We start from the raw sequence: 22,654 nt of genomic DNA, 5'->3' as shown, positions 1-22,654 counted from the left end.
TGAAGGGTGGCTATGGGGCTAATAGCTGCTTATTCGTAGTGTGTTCATCATGGCTGCACCCAGCAGTCAGCCCTGGCCTTCTTCGCTGTAATCGTCGTGACAGGGATTCGTACCAATCCGCCCATCAATCTCACGAAAATGAGCGCCCGCGTTTCCACCTAGGTAATCAGCGTTTGAGATACGCGAACTTTCACCAATTGAACGATCTGGACGATAGACATAATCGTGCTCCATTGCACTGGGCACCCACCCGCTTCCATCGCATTTACCACACCCTCCCCTCACGCCACCATCACCGCCACAGCGCGGACACAGCGATTCGAGTGCAGAACTCTGCTCAAGGCTAGGTGTGTGACAGGATGATGCGGGCAAGATGGGTAGATTTGGACCAGATACCTTCTTGATTGGAGGGTGTCTTGAGGCATTTTGGTCAAGCTTCGGCTCAGGTCGGTGGTACTCCCGGACATGGTTTCTCAGGGCGTGACTCGCGATCCGGACTTTGCAAATTGGGCAAGGGCTGACCTCAATCCTTCCAAAGCTCCGATCCTCGGCATGCCCACGGAACGCTTCGACGCTTTGCCGCTTACCTCTTTCTTTCGACAGATCTCCTTGCTTCTTGGGCTGGGCTTTTCCTAAGCCGCTCAAACAGGCTGGCTTTACACCTCTTTCACGCATCTCACGGTATCTGCCTTCTGCCAGATCACTACCTTGATCTGCTGCTTTCTTGAACCAAGCCGCAGCTATCGAGTAACTGATCCCGATGCCCCTACCTGATGAATAAAGACAGCCGAGATTGTACTGGGCTGAAACCTCGCCCTGAACGGCGGCTTTATAGGTCCAGGAAAAGGCCATCGAATCATCAGCTGGCACTCCTGCTCCAAGGGCATAACACGAGCCAAGGTTGCACTGCGCGGGGGCGTGCCCTTGCTGCGCAGCTTTGCGAAACCAATGCGCAGCTAAGACCTCATCCTGGGAGGTCCCTATCCCCGCTGCGTAGCAAACCGCCAAATTATGCTGTGCCGGCGCAAAGCCCTGCTTTGCAGCTTTGCGGTACCAATCAAAAACTATCTTAGGTGCCGATCGTCTCGATTTCGAGTACCGAAGCCCAAGGTTGAATTGATCGACTGGATCTTCGACCGAGGAAGGTGGGGGCGTAGCGCTCATTTGAACCTTCCTTGATTAGCGATGACCGTTGCTGTCCGAGAGGAACCATCCCCATACCTTGAAGCGATAGAGACAGAGTGTAGCCAAGGAGAGCCTAACCCGGCATGAGCGGCTCTCAACAATGTACCAAGGCCGCTGAGAGCCCGCCTTTAACGCCTGCTACCCATATTGGCACCAGAAGGCGGTCAGCGTCTGCTTGAGAATGCCGAGACTAGGCACCTAGGGCCGTGGCTACGCTGCGACTCCGGGCATTTGGAAGAAAGAGCAAACCGCTGGCTGGAAGCAAGCCACTGACGCTGTACATCCCGAAAGCGGCAAGATCGTGCTGCAACTGTAGCATGTCGGGCGCTTCTCAAGCGTCGAACTGCAACCTGTGCCGTGGTGCAGAACTGAGCATTGCTCCCAGAGAAACCTATTACTGCGGCGGTGCCAAGGCTTACACCGATTGGCCGAATAGCATCTATTGAGGTATGAACACCTTCGAGAATCCTACTGACATTCAAAATATACTGATCTAGCTGTACTCAGAGTCTTGGATGGCCCGATCGATCGTGGTAGCTTATGGCCACCAAAACTAGACAAGGAGCTGTTTATATGGAACTGAAGATCTCTAAAGTAGATGGACGAGGGTCATCGTCTAGTGAGTACGTTATTATTAGTGTACTCAAGGACTGCAATCTGAAGAACTTCATGATTTGCGATAAGACTTTCAATTCTGATGGCACTCCAAGCAATAAGCACCGCCATGTGTATTTCTTCCCGTCGTGCGAGGTAAAACAGGGAGAGGTGGTATGGCTGAACACTTGCCCCGGCACAAATGGTAAAAATGAGACGAGCGGTGGCAAGCGCGCCCATGAATTCTATTGGGGGCTAAACTCTTCTGTATGGAATGACGGTGGCGACAGAGCGCATCTGATTAAGATAGCGGCAATTGACACCTTGGATATACCGCCTATTGCGTAGAAAGCGCTGCTCAATCGAGAGTCGACGAAACTAATATTAAACTCGGCAACTCCCGTGATGGGCAGCTTCAATTCACAAAACATCAACTTACAGTCAAAACCAGACTTCAATTCACCTTAAATAAAAAATCGCGAACTGCTATAGCTAGGCACGACAGCGACTAAAACCTTCACCCCCAATCCACTCCAGCCTCACTAATCCCGATACTAATACTAAGCCCCCCACTAGGTGTCCGCTTACACCACAGAATGCCCTGCAACTAATGAAGTATCGGATGCTAGCCGTCAGCTACTTCGATACGCTTTCACTTTTTCTATGTCATTACCCACTCATTTTCCTCCTAGACCTGGCATTACGCGGCGGTCACGGAGCTGCTCCTTGTACTGCTCGCAGTATTCATCGATAAGAATCTGTCTCGGCATATTACTGAACATGTTGCTATCGCCGGCGAGCGTGTGATTTGGAGGTGGGGCCGTCACAAACTTGCCGTTCATTGCATCAACAATCAGAATGTAGGAAAAAAGATGGCGCGATTCTAATCCTCGAACCTGCCAATTCTCCGGAACTCGATTCCGAACTTTGTATTTAGCGGCTTGGTTTTCTGACCAAAAAAGCAATGCGTGAGTGCCTTTCTCATGACTCGTCCCGTAAGGTGCTCCTGTCTCTAAGTCAAACAGTGTCCAAAAAGGGGCCCCTACACTAAGCTCGGTTGGGATTACATTATGACGGAGCCGCATTCCCAAAAGCTTTCCAATTGAGGGTATTTCTTCAATGCTCAGAGCTGAAATTCGATTCCGCTCAGCGAAATCCTTTGCCCCGGATTGGAATCCGCTTGCAGAAACGATGACGCCTATCACGTCTGAAAACTCATCAATCTTTGCTTTGAACGCCAAAACGTCGTTGCGCTCTGTACGCCTTTTTGTATTTTTACACTCAATAGCAACTCGATGCCGTATCCCAACCACTTCAAACTCATAATAAACGTCAATCTGATACTCAGCCCCATCTCTACCTATCAAACAAGCATCTTTAGCTACGACGACGTTGTGGCCACCAAGGCTCAAAAGCGTCTGATAGATATACTGAACGTGATCTTCAAAATCCTTCCAATTTAATTCACTAGACGGTTCTTCACGTTGTTGTTCGAGGATTTCTATTAGGCCAAGCATCGACCGAGGGGTTGTCTTATACATGGTAGAAAAATTAACCTGAATATGATTGGAGCCTGACTTGACTACGTCGGAAGCTGGTTTGTATCTTAGATGAATTACATTACGCTATGCAGTAGCTCTCAGGATGCTTGCAGCCAGAGAGGGGCTAGCCGCACCCGAAGCGCAGAGAGCTGACTTGCAGCATTGATGCGGCGTGGTTGAGTAGATCAGATCGACATAGCCGAAAGGTGCTAGCAGATGCCTGGTCCGAAACCAGCTAGTAGTAGCGGAAGGTGATGACTCTACCGGCGGGACGATCCTCAGCTCCGAACGGTTCGGATGGGTAGAAAAATTCGCCTTAAGTCAATATTGTCCGCACCAACATTGTTGAAAAGGCGCCGAAATCGCATGAGTGACCTATCACCGAGTACGAATGAGCTAGTCGAGTCGCTGAAGGTGCAAGCTGAGGTGCTATTTCAGGCATCGCAAATAGAAGCTGGAGACTCACCTGATGAACGCGATGAGTTTACCCGGCAGCAACTGAGGCGTGCATCGGAGCTGGTCAAGGGCGCAGCAGCTTTGGGCGCGATTGAAAACTCAGCCTGTTTGGGAATTCTTAGCCGAAGCTTGCTTGAGCAATTGATCACATCCTTATGGGGCATCAGGTCCATCGAGAATGCCGAATCCCAGATGGGCGCGGGGTCTGCTGAACTGGCGAAGGCCCTCAAAATGAACCTGAAAGCAGGTACCGCCAGGATCTTTGATCGTGATACGGGGGAAGACGTTACCGCGAAATTTCTGGAGAGCGAGCAGGCAAAACAAACACGTCGACGCAAAAACGTAGAAGATCAGGCTAGGGAAGCCGACGTACAAGATCTGTATACCGTGTTCTATCGACTGTTATCACTCGAAACGCATGGTCACAGTGAGACCCCGGCTGAAAAATCTGAAATCAGCGCTTTGTGCCTCATCCATCTTCAAGGCATCGGGGCAATCAGTCGAGGTATCGGCCAGGCGTGCGTTTGGTGGCTGATGCATAGGTCTTGGCCAGACAACGAGTCGTTACGTGAAGTGTTAGGCCTGAACACTAATCCTCAGAAATCTGCCGACTCCAGAAGTACAGGGCGGCAGTAAACATGCTGGTAAAGCCTTATACGAGCAGAGGCGCGCAGTCCGAGAAGGCAAAAGGCCATTTCCTGGTCTATAAATGGAGACCCCATCACAGGAGCTTCATCATGAGCAAACCTCAAGACCGCACCATTTCCCAGCGCCCAGATGGAAAGTGGGAGAACAAGCGAAACGATTCTGACCGAGCTTCCAGCGTCCACGACACACAGGCCGAGGCTCAGCAGGCCGCACGAGAAATGCTGCAAAACCAAGGTGGCGGTGAAATGACGACCAAGGGGCGCGACGGCCAATTCCGGGCTAAAGACACCATCAAGCCAGGCAATGATCCTCGTAACATCAAAGGCTGAGGGACTAGCCCTTCTCGCTGGTTCCTATGGCGCTTCGCAGACGAAGCGCCAGTCTCTAAAAACCTGACAACTGAGCCCTCCAGGGACCCGGCTAGTTGACCTCTGCGCGCAGAATGACACCAGCGGGTAATCAGCGACTCCTTGAGGAGGACTAGGTCGTTACAATTTCTTTCACCGGCGCGAGCAGCTCTGCTCGACTTAATCAGTCATGCGGAAATGAGGCGAGCCTTGCCATCACTCAGCCTCGGCCGAGGTGACTATGAAACCTTAGTCGCTATGCGTGGTGGCCATCACTTCGGCAATTATCCACTCGCTAAATGCCTTGGAGTGCGGGCTTTTGCCGGTGAATCAGATTTCGATGGAGTTCTACGGCAAGGTCGGCTACCACTCGTATGAGGGTCTCGCGCTGGATCTGGACGAGCAGAAACGACTGGTAGAAGACCTAGACAGTAACTCGGTGATGATCTTACGCAATCATGGATTGCTGAGCACTGGCCGCACCGTCGCTGAGGCCTTCTTGCGAATGTTCTATCTATAAAAAGCCTGCGAAATACAGCTGGCAGCCCAGCAAGCAGGAAAGCTGATCCTGCCTAGTGACGAGATATGCGCTTACACTGAGCGGCAATTCAACCAACCGTCTAGAGCATTGAAAGCTGGTGAGCTTACTGATCCAGATGCCATGCGATTGGCTTGGGATGCGTTGCTTCGAATGCTCGATAGGATCGCGCCTGACTATCGTGACTAAGCTGCTTCGACCGACAGCCGTCGTCTTACGCTCTCGCATTTTCTGCCCCTCTTGCCGGAGCATCGCTCGCGAAAGACAAGGCTGTTCAGTGGAAATCGTGTCCGCATTTCTAAGAGCGGACACGATCACCCTACCGATCTTGTCTGTTATATGAGGTTCGCTAGGTTAGTCCTAAAGATAGCCTTCAACAATTCCGCTCCAGTAGTACCGTTTGGATGCAGGAACGAGCATTATTTCACCATCCCTTTTACTTGAATTCCCCGGAAGTGTTCCGACTGTTGGAGTGCTGCTGCACGTCGGTCGCCACTGTCTACAAGGCGGTCGAGAATGACTAGCAGGCCGCGGGCTTGCGTATGCGTCAGTGGGTAGTTGGCATGTGCGAGGCTTTGGATGACCCCTGAAATAGATGCCGGAATGTCCGCTGCCTTCCAGCGTTCTAGGCGGAATCCCTCGGCGTCCATGCTCACCGACACTAAGCGCTCGAAGTCCTGGATAGGCATTAAGCTACCTGCCCGCTCGCTGAGGATTAGAAACTGATCCATTACCGAGTCTACCCAACCCGCTGCCGTCATCAGTCGATCGATCTGACCAAAAAGCATTGGAAGGTCGTCCCACTTGCCATTTGCAAAGCGTGCTGCACCTGGACACTCCTTCGCGGACGTCAACATGAAGGAGCGAATCATCGAGTTGAGGTGCCGATCTCGAATTTCTCCGGAGCGATAACTGTCCGGAGAGAAGTCGACCTCGTCTAGCATTCGGCTCATCAGCACTTTTAGAACGCCAAGAACCCGTTTGGACAGCACAGGAGCATCGTAGATGAAGCGACATGTCAGGTGATCTGTCAACACGTCGATGAACTGAAGCACGTCTCTGTGTTTGTGCTTCATCAAAGGCTCAACGAACGCATGTGCTATGGCATCGGTAGACGTGTGGACGATGACGCGTGCCACCAGACCTGCTAATGCATCGAGCCATTCGTAAAGCTGCGTTGAGGGATCATCCTTTTCATCACCGAATGAGGGGAACATCCGCCCTGCTGTCCACGAAATCAGTTCGCCGGTAAACGCGAGTATCTGAGGGCGATACGCATCGCTTTCTCCCCAGGCTTCAATGGGGAACAGTTTCATCACGCCTGCTGCATACTGCGGATCGATGTCGAATTCAGGATATGTCCACGCTTGGGAGTCGTCGTCGTAGCGTTTTCCTCTGTAAAGCCGCTCAGGACTGCGGACCCAAGGTTGCGGAGGTGCAATGAATGTCGATTTGCTCTCAGGTGCGTCTAAGCGCTCAATCGCTCGCCTCAGCGCAGCCTCACGATGAGCGCTAGCCTCCTTGTCTTGTCCGTTATTTTCAAAGGAACGACTAGAAAAATGGGTGGCGAATAGTTCAGATGCGAGAACACCGGCATTCCAGACGAGCGATTCAGGCATCACCCGTGCGTCAAAGAGGCCGGTGAAAGCTGTCTGAGAAATATTCGGATTGGGGTCAGCTGCCAAGGTGAGAAGGCGGGACGCCGACGTAGGCCTCGGCGAGTTGCTCTCCAGGTCGCGCTTGATCGCGGCCATGTAATAATTTCGAGGGTCATCGGCATATTTGCTGTAGCGGAACAGGCCGTTTGGCTCTTTGATCTCGGCCATACGATCCATGATCGACCAAGCCCATTCAAGATTTTCTGCTGTGCTATCAAATCGAATGACCGCTGCGGCGCAGGCCACGACAGCTGTTTGTCTGATTGCTATTCCCGCACCGGCTTCTTCGATCCTGAGCAGAAGGCTCGAATCCTCCCGTGTCCTTGCGAATGCCACAGCAGTTTCAATTGTAGCTTGGACATTGATTATTCCGTTGCTGAGAGAATCAGCAGCCCATGCAACGATGTTAAAGTCATGCAGCGTTTTTGCGTTTTCTTCTAATTTTTCTTTACGAGATTCGCTAATTTCTGTGGGATTGCGATAGATAACCTGCGCAACGTTCTCATTTTCGCACATTTTCACTAGGCGATAATTGTCCTTGTTCGCAAATTGTGCCCATCCCTGCGCCCGCTCGCGCATCTCTGTCTCCAAAACTTCATTGCCAACTTCCTCCTCGATTTCGTAAGGAAGATTGGTCGAAAACTGACCGATATCAGTCATGAAAGAGGTTCGCTCACCTTCATCTTCACTAAGCGCATAGAGGTAAGCCAGATCCTTCAGAGAGGACTTGCGGTAACTGCGTCCTTTGAGATAGGCATCTCCCTCTCGCTGTTTGGGGTTCATGCGCGCCCTGGGGTCCAGCCCAAACAGATTGATATCGCGACTGCCTTCTTGGACGTGTCGAATATGATCGTGGCTCCACAAACGCTGAGAGACCAGCAGTGCGCGAAGAGCGGGTGACCTCTCATTTCGTTCGATTACAAGAGACGCGGCAAGCCCGAGCGCTGCGATACCTTCATGGCCCTCGGTGACTTGCTGGATCAGTTCGGCCAGGTCCGCGCCGTCGTCGAGCCTTTTGTGTGCCCAGTGCGTGAGTGCTAGATAGGCCGCCTCGACTGGGAGAGGCCCCCCTTCACCGAAGTACCACGAATAGCTCCGCTGGTTACCCCAGAAGGTTTGCTGCCCCCACGGAAAGCTGATTTGAATCGGGATCAGAGTTCCAAGTTCTTGGCGGTTAATCTCGTAAATTTGGCGAAAGCCGGTTGTAGCGTGATTGGCAATGTCGCGGACCAGTGCACGTGCGACATGCGGAGCGCTCTGAAAAAGGCCGTCAAAAGGCTCATGCGCCGGAGACTGTGGATAGAAGAGATTGTCGCCCCGGTCCACGCCGATGTGATCGAGGTTGTAACGATCAGTGCCGATGGAGTGGAACATGTGAGACTGATTGAGCATACGCTTTTCGGCTTCGCTACGATCCTGCTCGGGCTTATCTCTCACCGCCTTCAGGTTCGCAAAATATTCTTCGTCCTGGCGTCTCTTGCGGTCGCGCTCGTCCTTCGGAAGCTCGCCCAGAACTTCGCTCCGCACAAGCTGTGCAAGTTTCTCGGGGAAGGATTGTGCTAGCACTCCAGAGAGCGCGAAAACCGTTTTCAGTACCGTGTTTTCTCTGCGTTCCCAAGCCGTTATTCGATCCAGTGCACGCCCAGCGGGTTCTGGATAGCTACGCGCAGCGCGCAGGATGAGCTTGCGCAAGTCTCCAGCCAGGTTGTCGAGTGTGTCGCTCCTGAGACCTGCCCAGCGCTCTGATTTTTTCGTCTCAAGATCTATGAGCCATTCCTCGCAGATTGCGATGAGTCTGGCCGAAGGCACGTTCGGGACGTCGGAACACATGTTTTGCCATACGCCGAACAGGTCAACCACATGAGGAATAGCTTGCGCTGGGAAGTCGATGTGCCTGGCAAACACCCATTCCAGTACGCGTCGCCAAGTTGGCACATCCGAGGGCCACCCCAACATGTCGGCAGCTCGGACGAGCATTGAGCTTTCGAAACCTAGATTCAGACTTTGCAGAACGACCGGACTAGGGATCGTCCGCTCGGCTTGAAACCATACTAAAAACTTGTGGAGAAGGGCATGTTGGTCAGCCGATGTGAGCGCATCAAATGCCGCGACGTGCTCCAGAAACCTGCCACTTGCAGAGGGTCCCAGCAGCCAGTCTCGTCGCCACTGAGGGCGCAGATGGCGTTGAGTCAGTTCAGCAAATGTACTGCCCCAACTATGGCCTCGCTCGTAATCGCGCTGCGAAAGTAGACCAACGATGCGCGCAAGCAGTGGAGGCTCACCAGCTGCAACTAGTGCGTCAGGCCAGTCTCCACGCTTGTCGATCAGGAGGCGGTAGAATGCCCACTCGAAGAAGATGTCATGTGTGAATTTGTAGGCTGTCCCGGCCTCGACAGCGTCGATGATTTTATCGCGCCTCAGTCCTTGGAGTTGAGCGATGCTCTCTGGTTTTACTGCACGCCCGTGAATGTCTTTGCCGAGCGAAGAGGCCCCCATCTCGGCAAAGTCAAGGATGGCTCGTTGGCGAGCGTCCGCGGCCTCAGGTTCAACATTGTGGCCTCCAGCGCGCCACCAGGCCTCAATCAATTCACTCTCGGTCTGAGGAGCACCTTGATCGAATCCGAGACTAGAAGCTTGATCCGCGAGTACGGCAGCAAAGAAAGGACGGCGTGCGATTTCTCTAACCGCAGGTACGCCGAACAGAAGAGGCTGGAGCGCAGCATGCTCCTTTGCAAGGACAGTAGCCTCTTCATCGTCCAGCACGCCGACAGTCACGTTACCGATGCCACCGGTAGCGTAAAGCGATCTGGATATCCATGACCTCAGTACCTCAAGTCCCTGGTCGCGAGAGGTTACCAAAACACGCCAATGAGCGAGTTCTGTCTCTCGTTCGATTGCATGTAACAAGTCGGTGATGATGCCTCTATTCTCTTGATTGATGCGATCGACCCCATCAATGAAGAGAATGGGTGTGCCCGAGCCTCCGATCTCGCCGAGAAGTGCCGCTGCTGTGTGGTGAATGAGCCCATGGTGTCTCGCAAAGCTTCTCCAGTTCGCCCCTTCCAAGCGGTCCGATTTTAAGAAAAGCACCGGTCCATTTTTCATGGCGCGCTCGACATATCGGCGGAGCACCACCGATTTCCCACAGCCGGGAAGCCCACTGATGTTTGTCAACACATGGCGCGCTACCGCTTCCTCCGATAAGGTGAGAAGCGCGGGCCGATCTACAGTAAATCCAGCAATATCGTCTCGAATGTCCGCGACTGCGTCCTTCGCTAGGTCGGTAAGGATGGCAATATCCGGCTCATAGACGGGAGCAATGCGCAGTTTTACCAGGGTGCGCATTTCGTGAATCAACTCGTTCCTTTTCCAGACTCGCGCAGAACCTTCGCCGGCGCGGACATGGCGCGCCAAGACCTCCGCGAAATTTTCACCCCCAGAGGTCGAAATCTCACCCAGACGATTGGTGAGGTCGGCGTACCGGTCACCACCCGAAGCAAGGTTGTCGAATCGGTGGCCTACGAAGTGGCGATAGAATTCCCACTCTTCTTGCGAGTTGCCAGCTTGAGTGAGAGGTAGTAGCTCCTCTCGGAGGCTGATGTCCTCAACGCTCGACTCGCCGCCCTTCACAAAGCGAGATGCGAAGTCCGCTCCATTCGTGCTTGCTACAGCACGCGAAATGATGTTGCTCAGAGCGTCGAAACGGCCGATTGCCACGGTTTCAGCTACAAAGCCGTACCGATCAGAACCAACTCTAAAGTCTGGCTTTTTTCGCGTTGCGACTGCCTCAGCCATGATCGCCTTGAAGTCCGAATCATTCTTGCTGATGACGATTTTGCTTTTGACTTGGAGGCTGGTCCTCGTTTGTTGACCAGCCGCTTCAGAGTCGACAACGAGGTCGTCCATGGGCTCGCCCTGACGATGTTGTTGAACGGCAACGCGCACCACCACTCCGCGTGTTGCCATTGCAGACTCTTCGCGCAGTAGCGCTGTGAGGTAGTAAGCCACGACGAGGTCTTCATAGGTGAAGCCTTCACCGCCAGTGAGTTTTGAAGAGCGGGAACGTTGAGGAAGTTTTGCCATACTTTTGCCTAATTTGCAGCTCAGCCTCGCTCAGCGTTTTGGCTAGGCGGCCGGGCTGGTTTCGTTTTTCTGAGCGCACATGGTTCCGTGGCGCTTCGTCGATCTTTACCTGTGGCGCGTTGGCCGTGATGTGTCCTAGCGACAAGCTACGTTACTCACTTAGACGTTACGGGCAAGCGGCGCAAGACCATCGAGTCTAGCCCGCCTAGCCAGCGAATGCGTACTCTTGATCAAGAAAGCCTGTAGCGCATTCTCGTCTATTTGCCGACGCACACTGGCAGCAAACTCTTGGATCAGTTGCTGAACAGAACGGGCTCTGATTCCGGGACATACCCTTCACCTGACTGTTGCGAAAGATCGTTGCAAAGTTTTGATGATATTTACCGCCCCCTCTACTGGAAAGGCTGAGAGGCGTCCGCTTGAGCATGAGAATTACGGAGCCCCTCCTACGATCTTGATCAGTCGACGTTATACCGTTTGGGAATTGGAGCTTCGGAGTCTTCCACCGGCCGATAAGTCTTTTTTGCTATCCACTCCACGTAACCCTTTTGCTTGAATGTGGCAAAGGCGCTCGCGACAATCGAACGCCATTCAGCGACGGTGATCTGTTCCAGTTCTTTGTAGCGGTAGTAAATTTCGTCGGCGATCGCATCGACTAACATGATCGAGCCTGTGAGACATGCAGCAATCCTAGACTGAGTGAAAACGAAGGCGGTTACATAAAGATTTCGCCCCGAAGGCAACTGGACCATAAGGACTTTGCTGCGGACCTTGTTCTTCTCTGCGCGCATCAACGCCGCCACTGCTGCCACTTCTATCGGGAGATGGGGACGTAGCTCAAGAGTTTGATTCTTTGGCAACCGCGAGGTGATCACCGCATCATACAATGCGATTCGGTCCATGACTTCCTGGTCAGGCGGAAGAAGACGGCTTTCCGTCGTGTAACAGAGTGCACACCCAATTTTTGTGGTGTCACTGTGCGGTGTTAGGCAACCGCATGCCTTGCACTCGTCAACAGTCAACGTGTAGTGATTGCAGAATTCAACTCCACCATCCAATTCGGGCACAATCATATAAAATTTTGTAAGCGTTTCTCCATACCATATGAACATAGGGTGAGTGATAGTTCGAGATAGATAATTCACCCATAGCAGAAGCTGTGTTTCATGGGCCTGAAACTCAACTAATAACGCTCCCCAGTCCTTAGCCCACATAACATCCAAGCTCTTCATCCCCAGCGACTGAACAGAAGTCGAGCGAGCAACCAAATTCTTTATTCGCAGGGGAACCTGAGCTTTTGCAAGAATTTCCGCACTCACAGGATTGGCCTGCAACCGAGCTTGGAAATCCAAATTACCTCGCCACTGTCGATTATGGGCATTGTAAATAGCCACAAACTTGGTCGTAGCACGGGAGTAAGCACTGAAAAGCTCTGCCGTGTCCAAGGCTTCGGCACCGAAGACTATGACAACTGGTGCTTCCAAACCTCGAAACTTAGCGATATTTTCAGTCGCAATTTTCTCACTTTTGAGAAAATCGTAGTACTGCCTACTTATTATCGCACCTGTCAATATAACTATGTCACCTGAAGCAACACCACTCTCAACTAGCTCAGACTTGATACGCTTCAGCTCTTCACCAGGCGACAGAGTGATGACTTCGAGTGCTGTGTCGGGTTCGGAGTTACGCGGTGACGATAATTGAATCCTGGGAGGAATAACCTCATAAAGAATTTCTGTAACTGCCTTAGGCATTCGGAGAATGATGGTTAGCGCAAACGCTTCAACACTGAGAATTTTGCTCAATCCATTCAAAGTCACACCATTCCGCTCGAACTTGAAAACCTGAGTTTCATCACAGAAAAACGTTTTAGGCTTACCGTCAAACCAGCATATTAGAGTCTCACACCAAGCTTCCGCCAATGCTTGCGACTCATCCACAATCAGAGCATCGTATACATCTAAAAGTCCTTTGTTTATTGCAAGCTTAAGGTCTTCGACACAATTTGACTTATACCATTCCTCCCCCGTAGAAGGGTGGCTCAAGGCATTCGCTGCCTGGCGGCATATGCCGTGCCAAGTCATCACTGTACACAGCCTATAATCCGTAAGCTGAGTGCGAATATGCTCGGTCAGCCTTGCATTGAAGGAAAGTACAAGAACTCTCCGACCCTCCGCAGAAAGCTTTCGAGCGGCCTCAATAGCTATGAGAGTTTTCCCAGTACCGGGCCACCCTGTGATGAGTGAGTTCTGACTCTTTAAAATAGACTTTACTACCAAGCTTTGCTCGCCAGTCAACTGGAGCCAAACTTTGTTGTCGTACTGAATGCGGCTAGACCACTTAGGCTGTCCGTCAACCGTTGGTGAGAGATAGTCGATTAGATCTTGAGCCCTGGATAGGCCCAAATCAGGTTGGCTATGCGTACCTTTCCAGTACCTCATAAGCTCGACGACTTTCTGCGCTACATCTGGATACGCCTCGTAATCGATGTAAAGGGGTTGTGGCGGACTTGCGCTAGTATCGAACATCCCCGGCAGATGAGTCCGTTGGAAGTCCGAATTAGGAAAAACAAATCCATATCCAACTCTAAATCGGAAGGACGGCGTGGCACCAAGCCACGAAGCAAATCCGTGCACATTTCGCTTAGTCTGCTCAAGGGGGTCAATTTGATAGCCATCGCGAACATGAACGAAGCACGAATTCTCAAACTTATACCTACCGCTTTTGACCTCCAAAGCTAGAACACCATACTCGGGATGGATGATGAGGAAATCTATTTCCCCTGTAGGCCGAGATCCTTTATCTAGCTTGCTCACAGCAGAGCAAAGCCAGGGTAAGCTGTGGATTACAGTGTAGTCGTTAGATAACTGAGATTTGAAGATTGAATAGAGGTCTCGCTCACCAAAGCTGTCAGTATTGCGTGGGCCATGCTCCGGAATCATCCTTGCCATCTAAAACGCTCGCCTCCACTTAATCTCAGACACTGGACACTGTAATGATAGCATTCTGAGATTGGAGTGCGCTCGCTCCAGAGGAAACGCCGGTGGTAACGCAGTTTACCGGACCACAGAGGGCTTACCAGCAATACCTCGCCCATGGTGCGCCTTACACCTGCACAAGCCTACGTCGAAGCGGCGTCGAGCACCTAGGCCAGCCGCCCCCAAAAACAAGTTTCTATAATCCACCTATCAAGCCACGGCCAGACCTATCCACCGTTCATGTTACAGGTTATCGCTGATCAAGAGATACCCCTAGAGGGCCGGTAGGTCCCACCGTTCCTTCGAAAACACTGTATCAGACAGAGGGGCTAAAACTCGTCACTGTAAAAGCCCCACGGCGACATCAGCTCATGCAATGCAGAAGATATTCTCGACTCAGCAAGTAGCTCCGAACGCTTGTAGCTCAAAGCTACTGCCACCCCTCTAGCAAACGCACTAAGCTTAAGTGGATCAACAGACCAGACCTGTATCTTCATCACAGAGGCATCACGAAAGTCACATTGTTCGACGTACTCCACACTTGCTTCGATCTGTCTCCATTCATAAATCGACATGGCGTAGGTTTTCTGCACTCCATCCGCCAGCATCGTGCAAGTATCTAAAAAGGAATCTCCAGCGAAGGCCAACCCTGGATGATTAAACGCCTTAACTCCGAACGACATCAATCGCGGCGAGGAAACAATATCTCGCACAGCAGTCTCCACGCTTCGAAATCTGCGGCCTTATCGTCCGAGATTTCAGGATGGCGAATAGGATCATCCAGTCCAAATGAGGCCACCTGCACTGTAGTACTTTTACGAACACCTTTGAGAGGATGTCCGCTAGAGTCAAAGGCTTCCACTGACATAGAAACAGACTTTAGCACAACAACTTTATCGCAATACTGACTCATACGAATATACATCCACCACCACTATTTGTAATTGTTATTTATTATAATAATAACACAATTATATTTAAAAAACGCACAACACCTCAATAAGCAAACAATTTATTATCACACAGCAGGTAATTTCCACCCAAAGCAAAACAAATAAGACAAGAGAGCACTACTATTAAATATATTTGAGCAAGACGAAGTATGCACTTATAATAATTAAAGAAGAGAGGCCGCACGATCAAAAAAATCATGATTCTGACTGCCGGGAAAGTTCGGCGACCGTGTTCTCCCTTCTACTTATTTAAGGACTTAAGTCTCGACTTTGGATGCAATCCATTGCTGGAGCATATCTGAGCGCTACGCCCCAAGCCGCTTGAGAAATCGCAGATGGGGCTTATTTTATTCAAAACCGAGCAGACGCATACTGAGCAATCGATTGCATAATCCGAAGAATCTTAAAGACTAATGAATCGACTTTCTCGTTCTGCCTTTCAACCTGATTCCAATATTCCTGTGTATCTAATGCAGCATCTGGTATAAATCGGAAGTCATCGGCCAAAACCCGATACTTCGAATCATCAATTACATTCACAAGTTGCTCGATCAAATCCATTACCTCATCTTGTTTTGATCGTAGATCGGGATCATGAGACCTTAGCCTTTGCTCATAATCAACTTCACCCTCGACAATATCCTTAAGCTTAAAGTAGATTTCCATTGGGAAATCATAACCAGCCTCAGTTAGGATTTGTCGATATTCGTCGCAGTCTTGGTATCTAAAGGCATCAAGTACAATTTCTTTAAAAATGTACGCCCTATCACTCTCAGTCGAGCGGACGAATGCAATTGATGTCAGATCACGCTTAAGCTCAAGTTTGTGGCGCTGAAGAACCGAGCGCTTCATCTTTTTATCATGTGCCATTCGATGATGGACTAGACAAAGTACAATTAGATTTTCTGGGCGATTGTCCTCACGATTGAAATTAATATGATGAATATCGTAGTAGGTAAAATTCTCAGTACAACGACGCACACTGCATCTGCTGCCAGATTCGACCAAAAGGTCTTCCCTGATCCGCTCGGGTACGTGTGGTCTCGATGCGTTGTAGATAGGCCCGCTAGACATTTATCGATCCTGAATAACTGAACAGTAAGGCCTCATAATACATTTTTGACATCAGATCGCCAGCCTCAACGGCAACCCAATTCACCTAACTGGGTCACCGCAGCGATGCTCTAAAAGGCAAGCTCAGAGATGGCAGGCTCAGCAGCACAGCACGCTGCTAAACGCTGTAGCTGAGCCAAGCTCTGTTCGTGGATCGACTGCTCCGCATCCTGTACTAGGACGTTATCCTCAACTCCGACACTAAGTTTCAAGGCTGGCCTGGTGATATCAGAAGTATCAGAATTGTAATCAACGTGTACCTCAAAAAGGCTAAAGAGATTTTTGAGCATGGCTTCAACCACTTTCATTGTTTGGCGAAGCAGATCTTCAAGCCTTTTGCGCTCGCTCTCCAGTTCAACCTCAGCTTTCTTAAGCTTCCTGAAAGAGTAGTTTATTCCAACATTAAAGCCAAGGCATGTGGAAATACGATCATCTCCGCTATAAAAATTCATGCGGATTGAGCGCTTACGCACATATTCTTTCAGCTCTTTTGTTTGCTTGGGAAGCTTTACGTACACGCGAAATAACGCACCATCGTTGTTCAGAGATTGTGTTGCTGGCTGGGCGATGCCAATACCTACGCCAAGCTTTGCGTTGTCGCGGAAAGGCGAGTAGCTTACGCCGTTTCGCTGTAATGCGCTCCAGGTGAGCTTTGTTGCCATTACTGTAGACCCAGAAATCCATCGACCATTCAGTCTATCCAGTCGATAGCTAATACCCTGTACTACACCATTTTTTTCAGAAACGCGGATTTGGACGCCTCGTTCTGCTAGGCGATCAACAAGCTGCGCCATAGTACGAGGCCTGTTCGAAGCTTTGAATACATCTTTCGAGATCCCACGTATGATATGAGCATGATCTTTAGCTGGATCTGAATGACCAGGTAGTTCTTTGCTCCAGCCGTCAGTTTTTGGTGTAGAGAGTTCGTATTTGTGCTCAATTGCACGAGCAGCACCCATTCCTTTATGTCTGTCATTGCTGTCAGAAACGAGCTGGAAATTCGCTCCCAGGGCAGCACGCTTACTGCCGGGGTCGCGATCCACGAGACGCACACGAGAAGCGACGATGTGAACGTGCTCTTTATCAGTGTCTCTATGCACCACAGCTACATATTTAGTAGAGCTGTCGTAGCCTAGCCCTCGCATGAAGTCGTTGACGGCCACCAGCCACTCCGCGCTGGTCAGCTTCTCGCCAGGGGCGAGGGAAAGGATGTAGTGGGCACACAGCTTGTCGCTGTCACCCTTGTACATCGCTGTATGGTTTCCAAACTCTTCAATGATCTGCTCCGGATCAACAAAGACTTTGCGCGCCCCTGCCTCAGTGAACTCGTAGTACGGATTAGCTGAGACTAGGTTCCCTCCGATAAATTCGACATGCTTGATTTTTTCGCAATCACATTGATGAGCGGCAAATTCGTAAATTATTCGCTCCCGAAATGTCTTTGAAAACTCTTTGATCTTACTGATCATAAATCACCTTCTTATTATTGTTTTTGTATGAGGTTATTTAAACGCCTAATCTTATCCTGCACTGACCCAGAGATCAGGAATGCAGTTTCAGGCATGCCAGGACGGCTTGATATGTCATGCAACAAATTAATGTCTGACATGATTGCACCGAGATGTGATGCCAGTAATGACGACCTTGAGTCTAAGCCGATGCTTTTCTGCTTTATCAGTGCGAATGCTGCGGTGCGAAGAAACTGCGACAGGTATGCAAATCCAAATTTTTTTCCAGCAGCTCTAAGCTCTTCAGCCTCAGCTGGTGTCAGATAGACTTCTGATACGACGGTTCTGGGATTTTCCTTCTTAGGACGACCGCCTTTGCTTTTATTATTTTCCATAACTCACCTTTCTTATTATTTTTATTTGGAATTGCTGACAACTCGCGCAGAACCCGAAGGGTTTGAGCACAAGCGTTTGGGCACTGCATCAAGCCGAGGAACGAGGTTTGGTGCGGGGGGTCGAACATAGCTTGCATTCTGTGTCAATAAAAATATTATACCATTAAAATAATCTAATTCTTGACGTTATAATAAATTTATTTAATTATTTTATTGACATCTATCGTTTGACCACTACCTTTGCTGGGGAGCCATTCTCAACGCTACTTCAGCAGTCATATTTTCGCTTTTTGACCAGCTCACGCTGAACGTGGCCAGCGGGTGTGGAGTGCTTGGATTCTCTGCATACGTTCACAGCTCCCAACAGGCAGTACGTGCCCTACGAATCAACGTCGGCATGCACAAAAGTGAGGTAGAGCGATGAATACACATGCAGCAATCAGTCACACGTCACGTACACAGCCGCAAACGCACAATCCGCTACTAAAAATGTGGCGTGGATTCACCAGCCAGAAGCCAGCTCTTCAGGATGAACAGCAGGCAGGAGTAAAAGCAGTGAGACCAAAAAAAGACGCGATCCAGAAGCTGATCGACAGAGCAGGAACGCTCTATTGGAAATGGCAGGAGCTGCTGGAGAAGGACGAAGACGACCAGGAAGCTGAGCGCCAGGGCAATAAAAGAATGGGCCGCCCGCCTGTTGCACTTCCTGTCCTGCGTCAGCGAGCTAAAGACGCGTACGAATTTCAGATTGCTGAGCTGCGTGCAGCAGAGCTAGCTGAGGGACGTGAGCCAACTCCAGAAGATGAAATCATCGCTAAAGGCGAAAAGCTCCGGCAAAAAGGACCAGGCCGCCCTGCTATCAGTGAGATCGGACGCAAATTCCGACACCTGCGCCGCAAGCTCAAGACGCTTGAAGATGCCATGGCTGCAATCGACCACACTGCCAGCCCTGTCTACGACGGCATCGGCAGACCCGCTATGTCTTCTCGTGAACGTGTTGCTTACTACGAGCGCGAGATTCACGAAGTGAAACGCGACATCGAACAGGCTATGTCCGAGATGCCGGCAATCGAGCGCATCAAAATCATGCTCGACAACGCACGCATTGACCGTCGTGATGCAGGGATGCGCCTGAAAACGGCCGAGCGCGGCGAAATTGAAGAGGACGTGGTGGCTCTCAGCAGCCTCCATAACCAGCTTGAGGCAGAGATCCAGGCGCTAGAGAAGCAACTCGAAGATGAGCGTCAGGCAGCAAAAGGATCGGTAATTATCGGCGCTCCCGGAACAGCTGTTGGAATCCTCCCCCCAGTGGGTAAAGAATTCAGTCCTGGGATTCAAAGCGTCGTCGCTCAGCTCGAAGCTCAGCTAATCGTTCCAAAGCTACCGGCTGAACTCACTCCTGAAACGCTTGAGAAATACAAGCAAGACGTAGCCTTGGCTAAAGAGTTCAACGAAGCAATCGTTGCCCAGATCCAGTCGCTGAAAATCTGACGCAACCCCGTAGCAGCAATTAAGCTGTCAGCCCAACAAACACACCAAGGAAGCCGCTACATGTCCATACTCGCAGAATTCAAAGCACTGGAAGCTCAGCTCGCAGAACAGCTGAAACAGCTTGATGCACTGAAAAACGACGACGGCCTCAAGCGCGAGATCGAGTTTGAAAGCAAACTGCGCAACCTCTTGGCTGAGTATGGCTTTTCGCTGCGTGAAGTGAAGCTGATCCTCGATCCGCATACCAAGGCTGAACGAGCTGCTCCAGTAGCTCAGAAGCAGCGTCGTGAGCGTCAAATCAAGCAGTACAAGAACCCACATAACGGCGAAATCATCGAAACAAAAGGCGGCAATCACAAGCTGCTGAAAGAGTGGAAGTCTCAGTACGGTGCTGACACGGTTGAGTCCTGGCTTCAGTAACGGGGCGATAGGATATGGAGTTCCTCGGCCTCACAAAGATCAGTGGGAAATCATCAACGGATTCGCTAACTGGCTTGCTGCATTCGGCACAATCGCAGCTGTCTGCATCTCCCTGAAGCTTGCGAGGGACGCAAACCGAGTCAAAGCGAAATGCTCCGCTGGCTCCAGCATCGTTATTAGCCACGGCCCTGGCTCCGCGATACAAGAAGCGGTTATTCAGTTGAAAGTGGTGAACATGGGTGACAGACCATTTACCGTCACTCACATCGGCTGGACGGTGGGCTTCAGGACAAAAACTCATTTTGCGCAGATGATCACTAACCACGACAGTGACCCTCTCCCTCTCCAACTGCACCACGGCGGGCAAGGGCGCTGGTTCGTGCAAGCAGAGGGAGATGAAGGCTGGTACGTACGGATCGGAACGCTACTACTGCGCGATGGGGAGCCGTGGCTAAAGACGCTGCGCTTCGTAGTGACAACCTCGACTGAACAGACGTTTACGTGCAGACCTGACGCAAAGCTGCTGGGCAGACTCGCAAAAGCAATCACTCAGCTCAAGCAAGAAGCGCAGGACCGCATGAGCCCCGTGGCCTGACATCTCCCCCTAGGCAAATTTGTAAGCTAACAGAGCGTCGCTCACTCCCCCTGGTGATCGGCGCTTTTCATTCGATCAAAAACGAAGTTCATATCTTCAGCTTTGAAGTGCCACATGTCAGCAACTGGCTTTGCCGGCGAAGCGGCCAGTAGATCCGCAGCTTGCGAAAAAAGGGACGCGTACAAGTGGATGAAATGCGCAAGGATGTGGATGCTGATCTGGATGCCTGCTGAAGCCAGCCTGGACTGATCAGCGATGCTTTGAGCTTGCCCGGTCTGCATCGCGCTGATGTAGTTACTGTGAGAGTAACCACATAAATGGCTATAAACGTTATCGAAATACAGCTTGTGAAAGCCAGCACGTACAGCTTCGCTGCCCCATGACCACCCTACTCTCCAATTGCCCTTTTTAAGCTCTTTGATCTCTTTTGGAGAATACTCAGAGATCAGAGGTGAGCCTTCAATGAACCGGAGTAATTCCGCCTGCTGAAGCCTTGCGTCAGCCTGCTTAACACGTCCTTCCTCTGTTGAAGTGTTCAGATTTACGCGATCAGTAAGGCCCGCGTACTGCCACAGAGAATGTCTGAACTGGGAGCGATCAGCGGGACAACCGAAAATCCAATGCAAGGCCAGGAAAGTCTCTACTGATGCGCGGGCGAGAATCGACACTGAACCTTGATCTATGAACTCAATGCTTTTGCCCGTCGCGCTCTTGAAAACACAACCATCGGCAAGGCTTTTCGTAGAACAAAGCTGCTTGAAAAGCTTGATCGAGAGGGTCTGAATGTCGTTGAGCCAACCCATGCCATGAGAGATAGAGCTGCCGGCACAGGCATCGACCATAGCCGACATAAGCTCGATCAGCGCACTGAAGTCACCATCCAAATCTCTAAAATTTGTCACGCGTTAACCCTCAAGAACCTCAAAAGCCGCTGCTTGATTGAGCGATTGGTGAGCGGAGCGTCGAATCTGAAATCCACCACCTCAATGCCATTCTCAGCGCAGAGCTTTCGCTTCAAGGCATCTCGCTCTACCACCTTCTTGTGCGCCTCATCACCACCAAAAACAGCCAGAGGTCGATAGTGCTGCTCTCCGTGGTGCTCGATGGCAAGCTTCAGCTCAGGCAGGTAGATGTCTAGGCGCATCCTACCGAGCCATTTTGGGGATGCTTCACGTAGCACCTGGTGATCAGGGAAAAGCTCTCTTACTAGCCCATACAGAGTCGACTCACGCCGCCATTTGCTCAAGCCCAGCACATGCATCACTTCTGCTCGCGCAGTTCTCTGATCAACACTCAGATCGAACATCACCTGATCGAGGTAGCTTTCATACTTCGTCTCGATGCTGGCTCCATAGCGATCATCTTCGGGACTCTGCTTGGCGATGCACAGGTGACAGAGACACGCTTTGTAGGCGCACGTGGGCAGATACTGACGAAGCTCGGACGCGAGGTATCCGTCAGCCTCCTGGGCGGCCAAAACGCTCTCATGGAAGGCTTTGGAGCAATCACATACGAAACGCTCACCAGTAAGCATGTGATCAAATGAGACGATTCTGAGCCCCCAAGAACTAGACAAAGGGTCCAGGTTAGAAATGAGTGGCTGAGAGGGCGGAGATTGCTCAAGGCGGGTCAAGACTGCGCGGATGACATCTGAGCCAAGCTTGATGTGATTGATGCGGATGACATGATTCGACTGCCGCTTCAGATCTTTCCGCTTCAGCTGATGGACCCTTGACACACCTCCGCCATACGAGATGGGGAGCAAGCCAAGTGATTCGGATGAAAGCTCTATTTGATCAAACGCATCGGCAAGGCCGGTAGACAACGTGATTTCTGGATACCATGTCTCGTATCCACTACCGAGCAACGCGGGCAGCGAAGCGTACCGCTGCTTGAAGTACATCGAGTGAAATTTGACCTTCGGAGGCTTCACGAGGACATGCGCAAATGCTGCTTTGAATTGCTCGTGAAGGTGAGCTTCGAGGGCTCGCTCGATAGCAAGGACGGGAGTCATGCCTGGGGCAGCAAGATCTTGTGCGATTGAGTCTACAAGGCTCATTCCGTTAAGTGACACTTCCATAGCAATCTCAGCTGCCTGAATCTGGATCAATCATGACCTTGCTGCACGTCTGAAACAAGCGCCCTTCGGCCCCGCAACCTTATCGGCTCTACTCCGAAACCCGCCAGTGAGATTCGGCTCAGGGCACACGG

Annotated in this window: 16 protein-coding genes and 2 pseudogenes; 8 read left to right on the top strand and 10 right to left on the bottom strand. The window is 51.1% G+C overall.

Going from position 1 to position 22,654, the window contains the following annotated elements; genetic code table 11:
• Nucleotides 1-66 precede the first annotated feature (66 nt).
• A complete protein-coding gene (locus tag CCOS865_RS28735) occupies nt 67-1,164 on the bottom strand; it encodes a tetratricopeptide repeat protein (protein ID WP_119140776.1) in 1,098 nt (365 codons plus the stop codon).
• Nucleotides 1,165-1,387: 223 nt separating this feature from the next.
• Between CCOS865_RS28735 and CCOS865_RS11460 the strand changes: the two are divergent.
• Together CCOS865_RS11460 and CCOS865_RS28040 are read left to right on the top strand one after the other, a co-directional pair.
• Nucleotides 1,388-1,498: pseudogene (locus CCOS865_RS11460) on the top strand (alkene reductase); the annotation flags it as partial.
• Between the two features lie 260 nt (nt 1,499-1,758).
• The gene (locus CCOS865_RS28040) at nt 1,759-2,127 is read left to right on the top strand and encodes a hypothetical protein (protein ID WP_147406505.1); all 369 of its coding nucleotides are present in this window, start codon (nt 1,759-1,761) and stop codon (nt 2,125-2,127) included.
• Nucleotides 2,128-2,456: 329 nt separating this feature from the next.
• On the opposite strand, the gene CCOS865_RS11455 is transcribed toward CCOS865_RS28040, so the two are convergent.
• On the bottom strand, nt 2,457-3,320 hold the full coding sequence (locus CCOS865_RS11455) for a restriction endonuclease (protein WP_119140774.1): 864 nt from the start codon (nt 3,318-3,320) through the stop codon (nt 2,457-2,459).
• 366 nt (nt 3,321-3,686) lie between these two features.
• On the opposite strand from CCOS865_RS11455, the gene CCOS865_RS11450 reads away from it, so the two are divergent.
• The 3 genes and pseudogenes from CCOS865_RS11450 to CCOS865_RS11440 form a co-directional block, all read left to right on the top strand.
• Nucleotides 3,687-4,412, top strand: a complete 726-nt coding sequence (locus CCOS865_RS11450; protein ID WP_244216085.1) for a DUF5677 domain-containing protein — start codon at nt 3,687-3,689, stop codon at nt 4,410-4,412.
• A gap of 101 nt (nt 4,413-4,513) precedes the next feature.
• Nucleotides 4,514-4,753, top strand: a complete 240-nt coding sequence (locus CCOS865_RS11445) for a DUF2188 domain-containing protein (protein ID WP_064615052.1) — start codon at nt 4,514-4,516, stop codon at nt 4,751-4,753.
• A 319-nt stretch (nt 4,754-5,072) separates the two neighbouring features.
• A pseudogene (locus CCOS865_RS11440) lies at nt 5,073-5,498 on the top strand (class II aldolase/adducin family protein); the annotation flags it as partial.
• Nucleotides 5,499-5,728: 230 nt separating this feature from the next.
• Here the strand turns inward: CCOS865_RS11440 and CCOS865_RS11435 are convergent.
• The 6 genes from CCOS865_RS11435 to CCOS865_RS28035 all read right to left on the bottom strand — a co-directional run bounded on the left by CCOS865_RS11435 (nt 5,729) and on the right by CCOS865_RS28035 (nt 17,937).
• A complete protein-coding gene (locus CCOS865_RS11435; RefSeq protein ID WP_147406504.1) occupies nt 5,729-11,050 on the bottom strand; it encodes an NACHT domain-containing protein in 5,322 nt (1,773 codons plus the stop codon).
• 458 nt (nt 11,051-11,508) lie between these two features.
• Entirely contained in the window at nt 11,509-14,001 is a 2,493-nt protein-coding gene (locus CCOS865_RS11430) for a nuclease-related domain-containing DEAD/DEAH box helicase (RefSeq protein ID WP_119140770.1), read from the bottom strand.
• A 356-nt stretch (nt 14,002-14,357) separates the two neighbouring features.
• Complete coding sequence (locus CCOS865_RS11425; RefSeq protein ID WP_147406503.1) at nt 14,358-14,741, bottom strand: hypothetical protein; 384 nt, start codon at nt 14,739-14,741, stop codon at nt 14,358-14,360.
• 591 nt (nt 14,742-15,332) lie between these two features.
• On the bottom strand, nt 15,333-16,055 hold the full coding sequence (locus tag CCOS865_RS11420; protein WP_147406502.1) for an HNH endonuclease signature motif containing protein: 723 nt from the start codon (nt 16,053-16,055) through the stop codon (nt 15,333-15,335).
• Between the two features lie 110 nt (nt 16,056-16,165).
• On the bottom strand, nt 16,166-17,563 hold the full coding sequence (locus tag CCOS865_RS11415) for a relaxase/mobilization nuclease domain-containing protein (RefSeq protein WP_119140764.1): 1,398 nt from the start codon (nt 17,561-17,563) through the stop codon (nt 16,166-16,168).
• A gap of 14 nt (nt 17,564-17,577) precedes the next feature.
• Nucleotides 17,578-17,937, bottom strand: coding sequence for a hypothetical protein (locus CCOS865_RS28035; RefSeq protein ID WP_147406501.1), 360 nt, complete (start codon nt 17,935-17,937; stop codon nt 17,578-17,580).
• Nucleotides 17,938-18,357: 420 nt separating this feature from the next.
• Here CCOS865_RS28035 and CCOS865_RS11410 point away from each other — a divergent pair, with 420 nt between their 5' ends.
• From CCOS865_RS11410 to CCOS865_RS11400, 3 genes are all read left to right on the top strand, one after another.
• Nucleotides 18,358-19,428 carry a DNA repair protein RecN gene (locus CCOS865_RS11410; RefSeq protein WP_147406500.1) on the top strand — a complete coding sequence of 357 codons (1,071 nt, stop codon included), beginning with the start codon at nt 18,358-18,360 and terminating at the stop codon, nt 19,426-19,428.
• A 60-nt stretch (nt 19,429-19,488) separates the two neighbouring features.
• The gene (locus CCOS865_RS11405) at nt 19,489-19,848 is read left to right on the top strand and encodes a histone-like nucleoid-structuring protein, MvaT/MvaU family (protein ID WP_119140760.1); all 360 of its coding nucleotides are present in this window, start codon (nt 19,489-19,491) and stop codon (nt 19,846-19,848) included.
• Nucleotides 19,849-20,083: 235 nt separating this feature from the next.
• On the top strand, nt 20,084-20,443 hold the full coding sequence (locus CCOS865_RS11400; RefSeq protein ID WP_119140758.1) for a hypothetical protein: 360 nt from the start codon (nt 20,084-20,086) through the stop codon (nt 20,441-20,443).
• Between the two features lie 41 nt (nt 20,444-20,484).
• Here CCOS865_RS11400 and CCOS865_RS11395 read toward each other — a convergent pair whose 3' ends face one another.
• Together CCOS865_RS11395 and CCOS865_RS11390 are read right to left on the bottom strand one after the other, a co-directional pair.
• Nucleotides 20,485-21,345 (bottom strand): hypothetical protein, encoded by an 861-nt coding sequence (locus CCOS865_RS11395; RefSeq protein ID WP_119140756.1) that lies wholly within the window; start codon nt 21,343-21,345, stop codon nt 20,485-20,487.
• Nucleotides 21,342-22,553 (bottom strand): PDDEXK family nuclease, encoded by a 1,212-nt coding sequence (locus CCOS865_RS11390; protein ID WP_147406499.1) that lies wholly within the window; start codon nt 22,551-22,553, stop codon nt 21,342-21,344. Before CCOS865_RS11390 ends, CCOS865_RS11395 begins: the two co-directional genes overlap by 4 nt.
• Between the last annotated feature and the right edge of the window lie 101 nt (nt 22,554-22,654).

This window comes from Pseudomonas reidholzensis (assembly GCF_900536025.1).
Taxonomy (GTDB): Bacteria; Pseudomonadota; Gammaproteobacteria; order Pseudomonadales; family Pseudomonadaceae; genus Aquipseudomonas; species Aquipseudomonas reidholzensis.
Note: the sequence above shows the minus strand (reverse complement) of the source record. Positions and strands in the feature narration are given on the sequence as shown.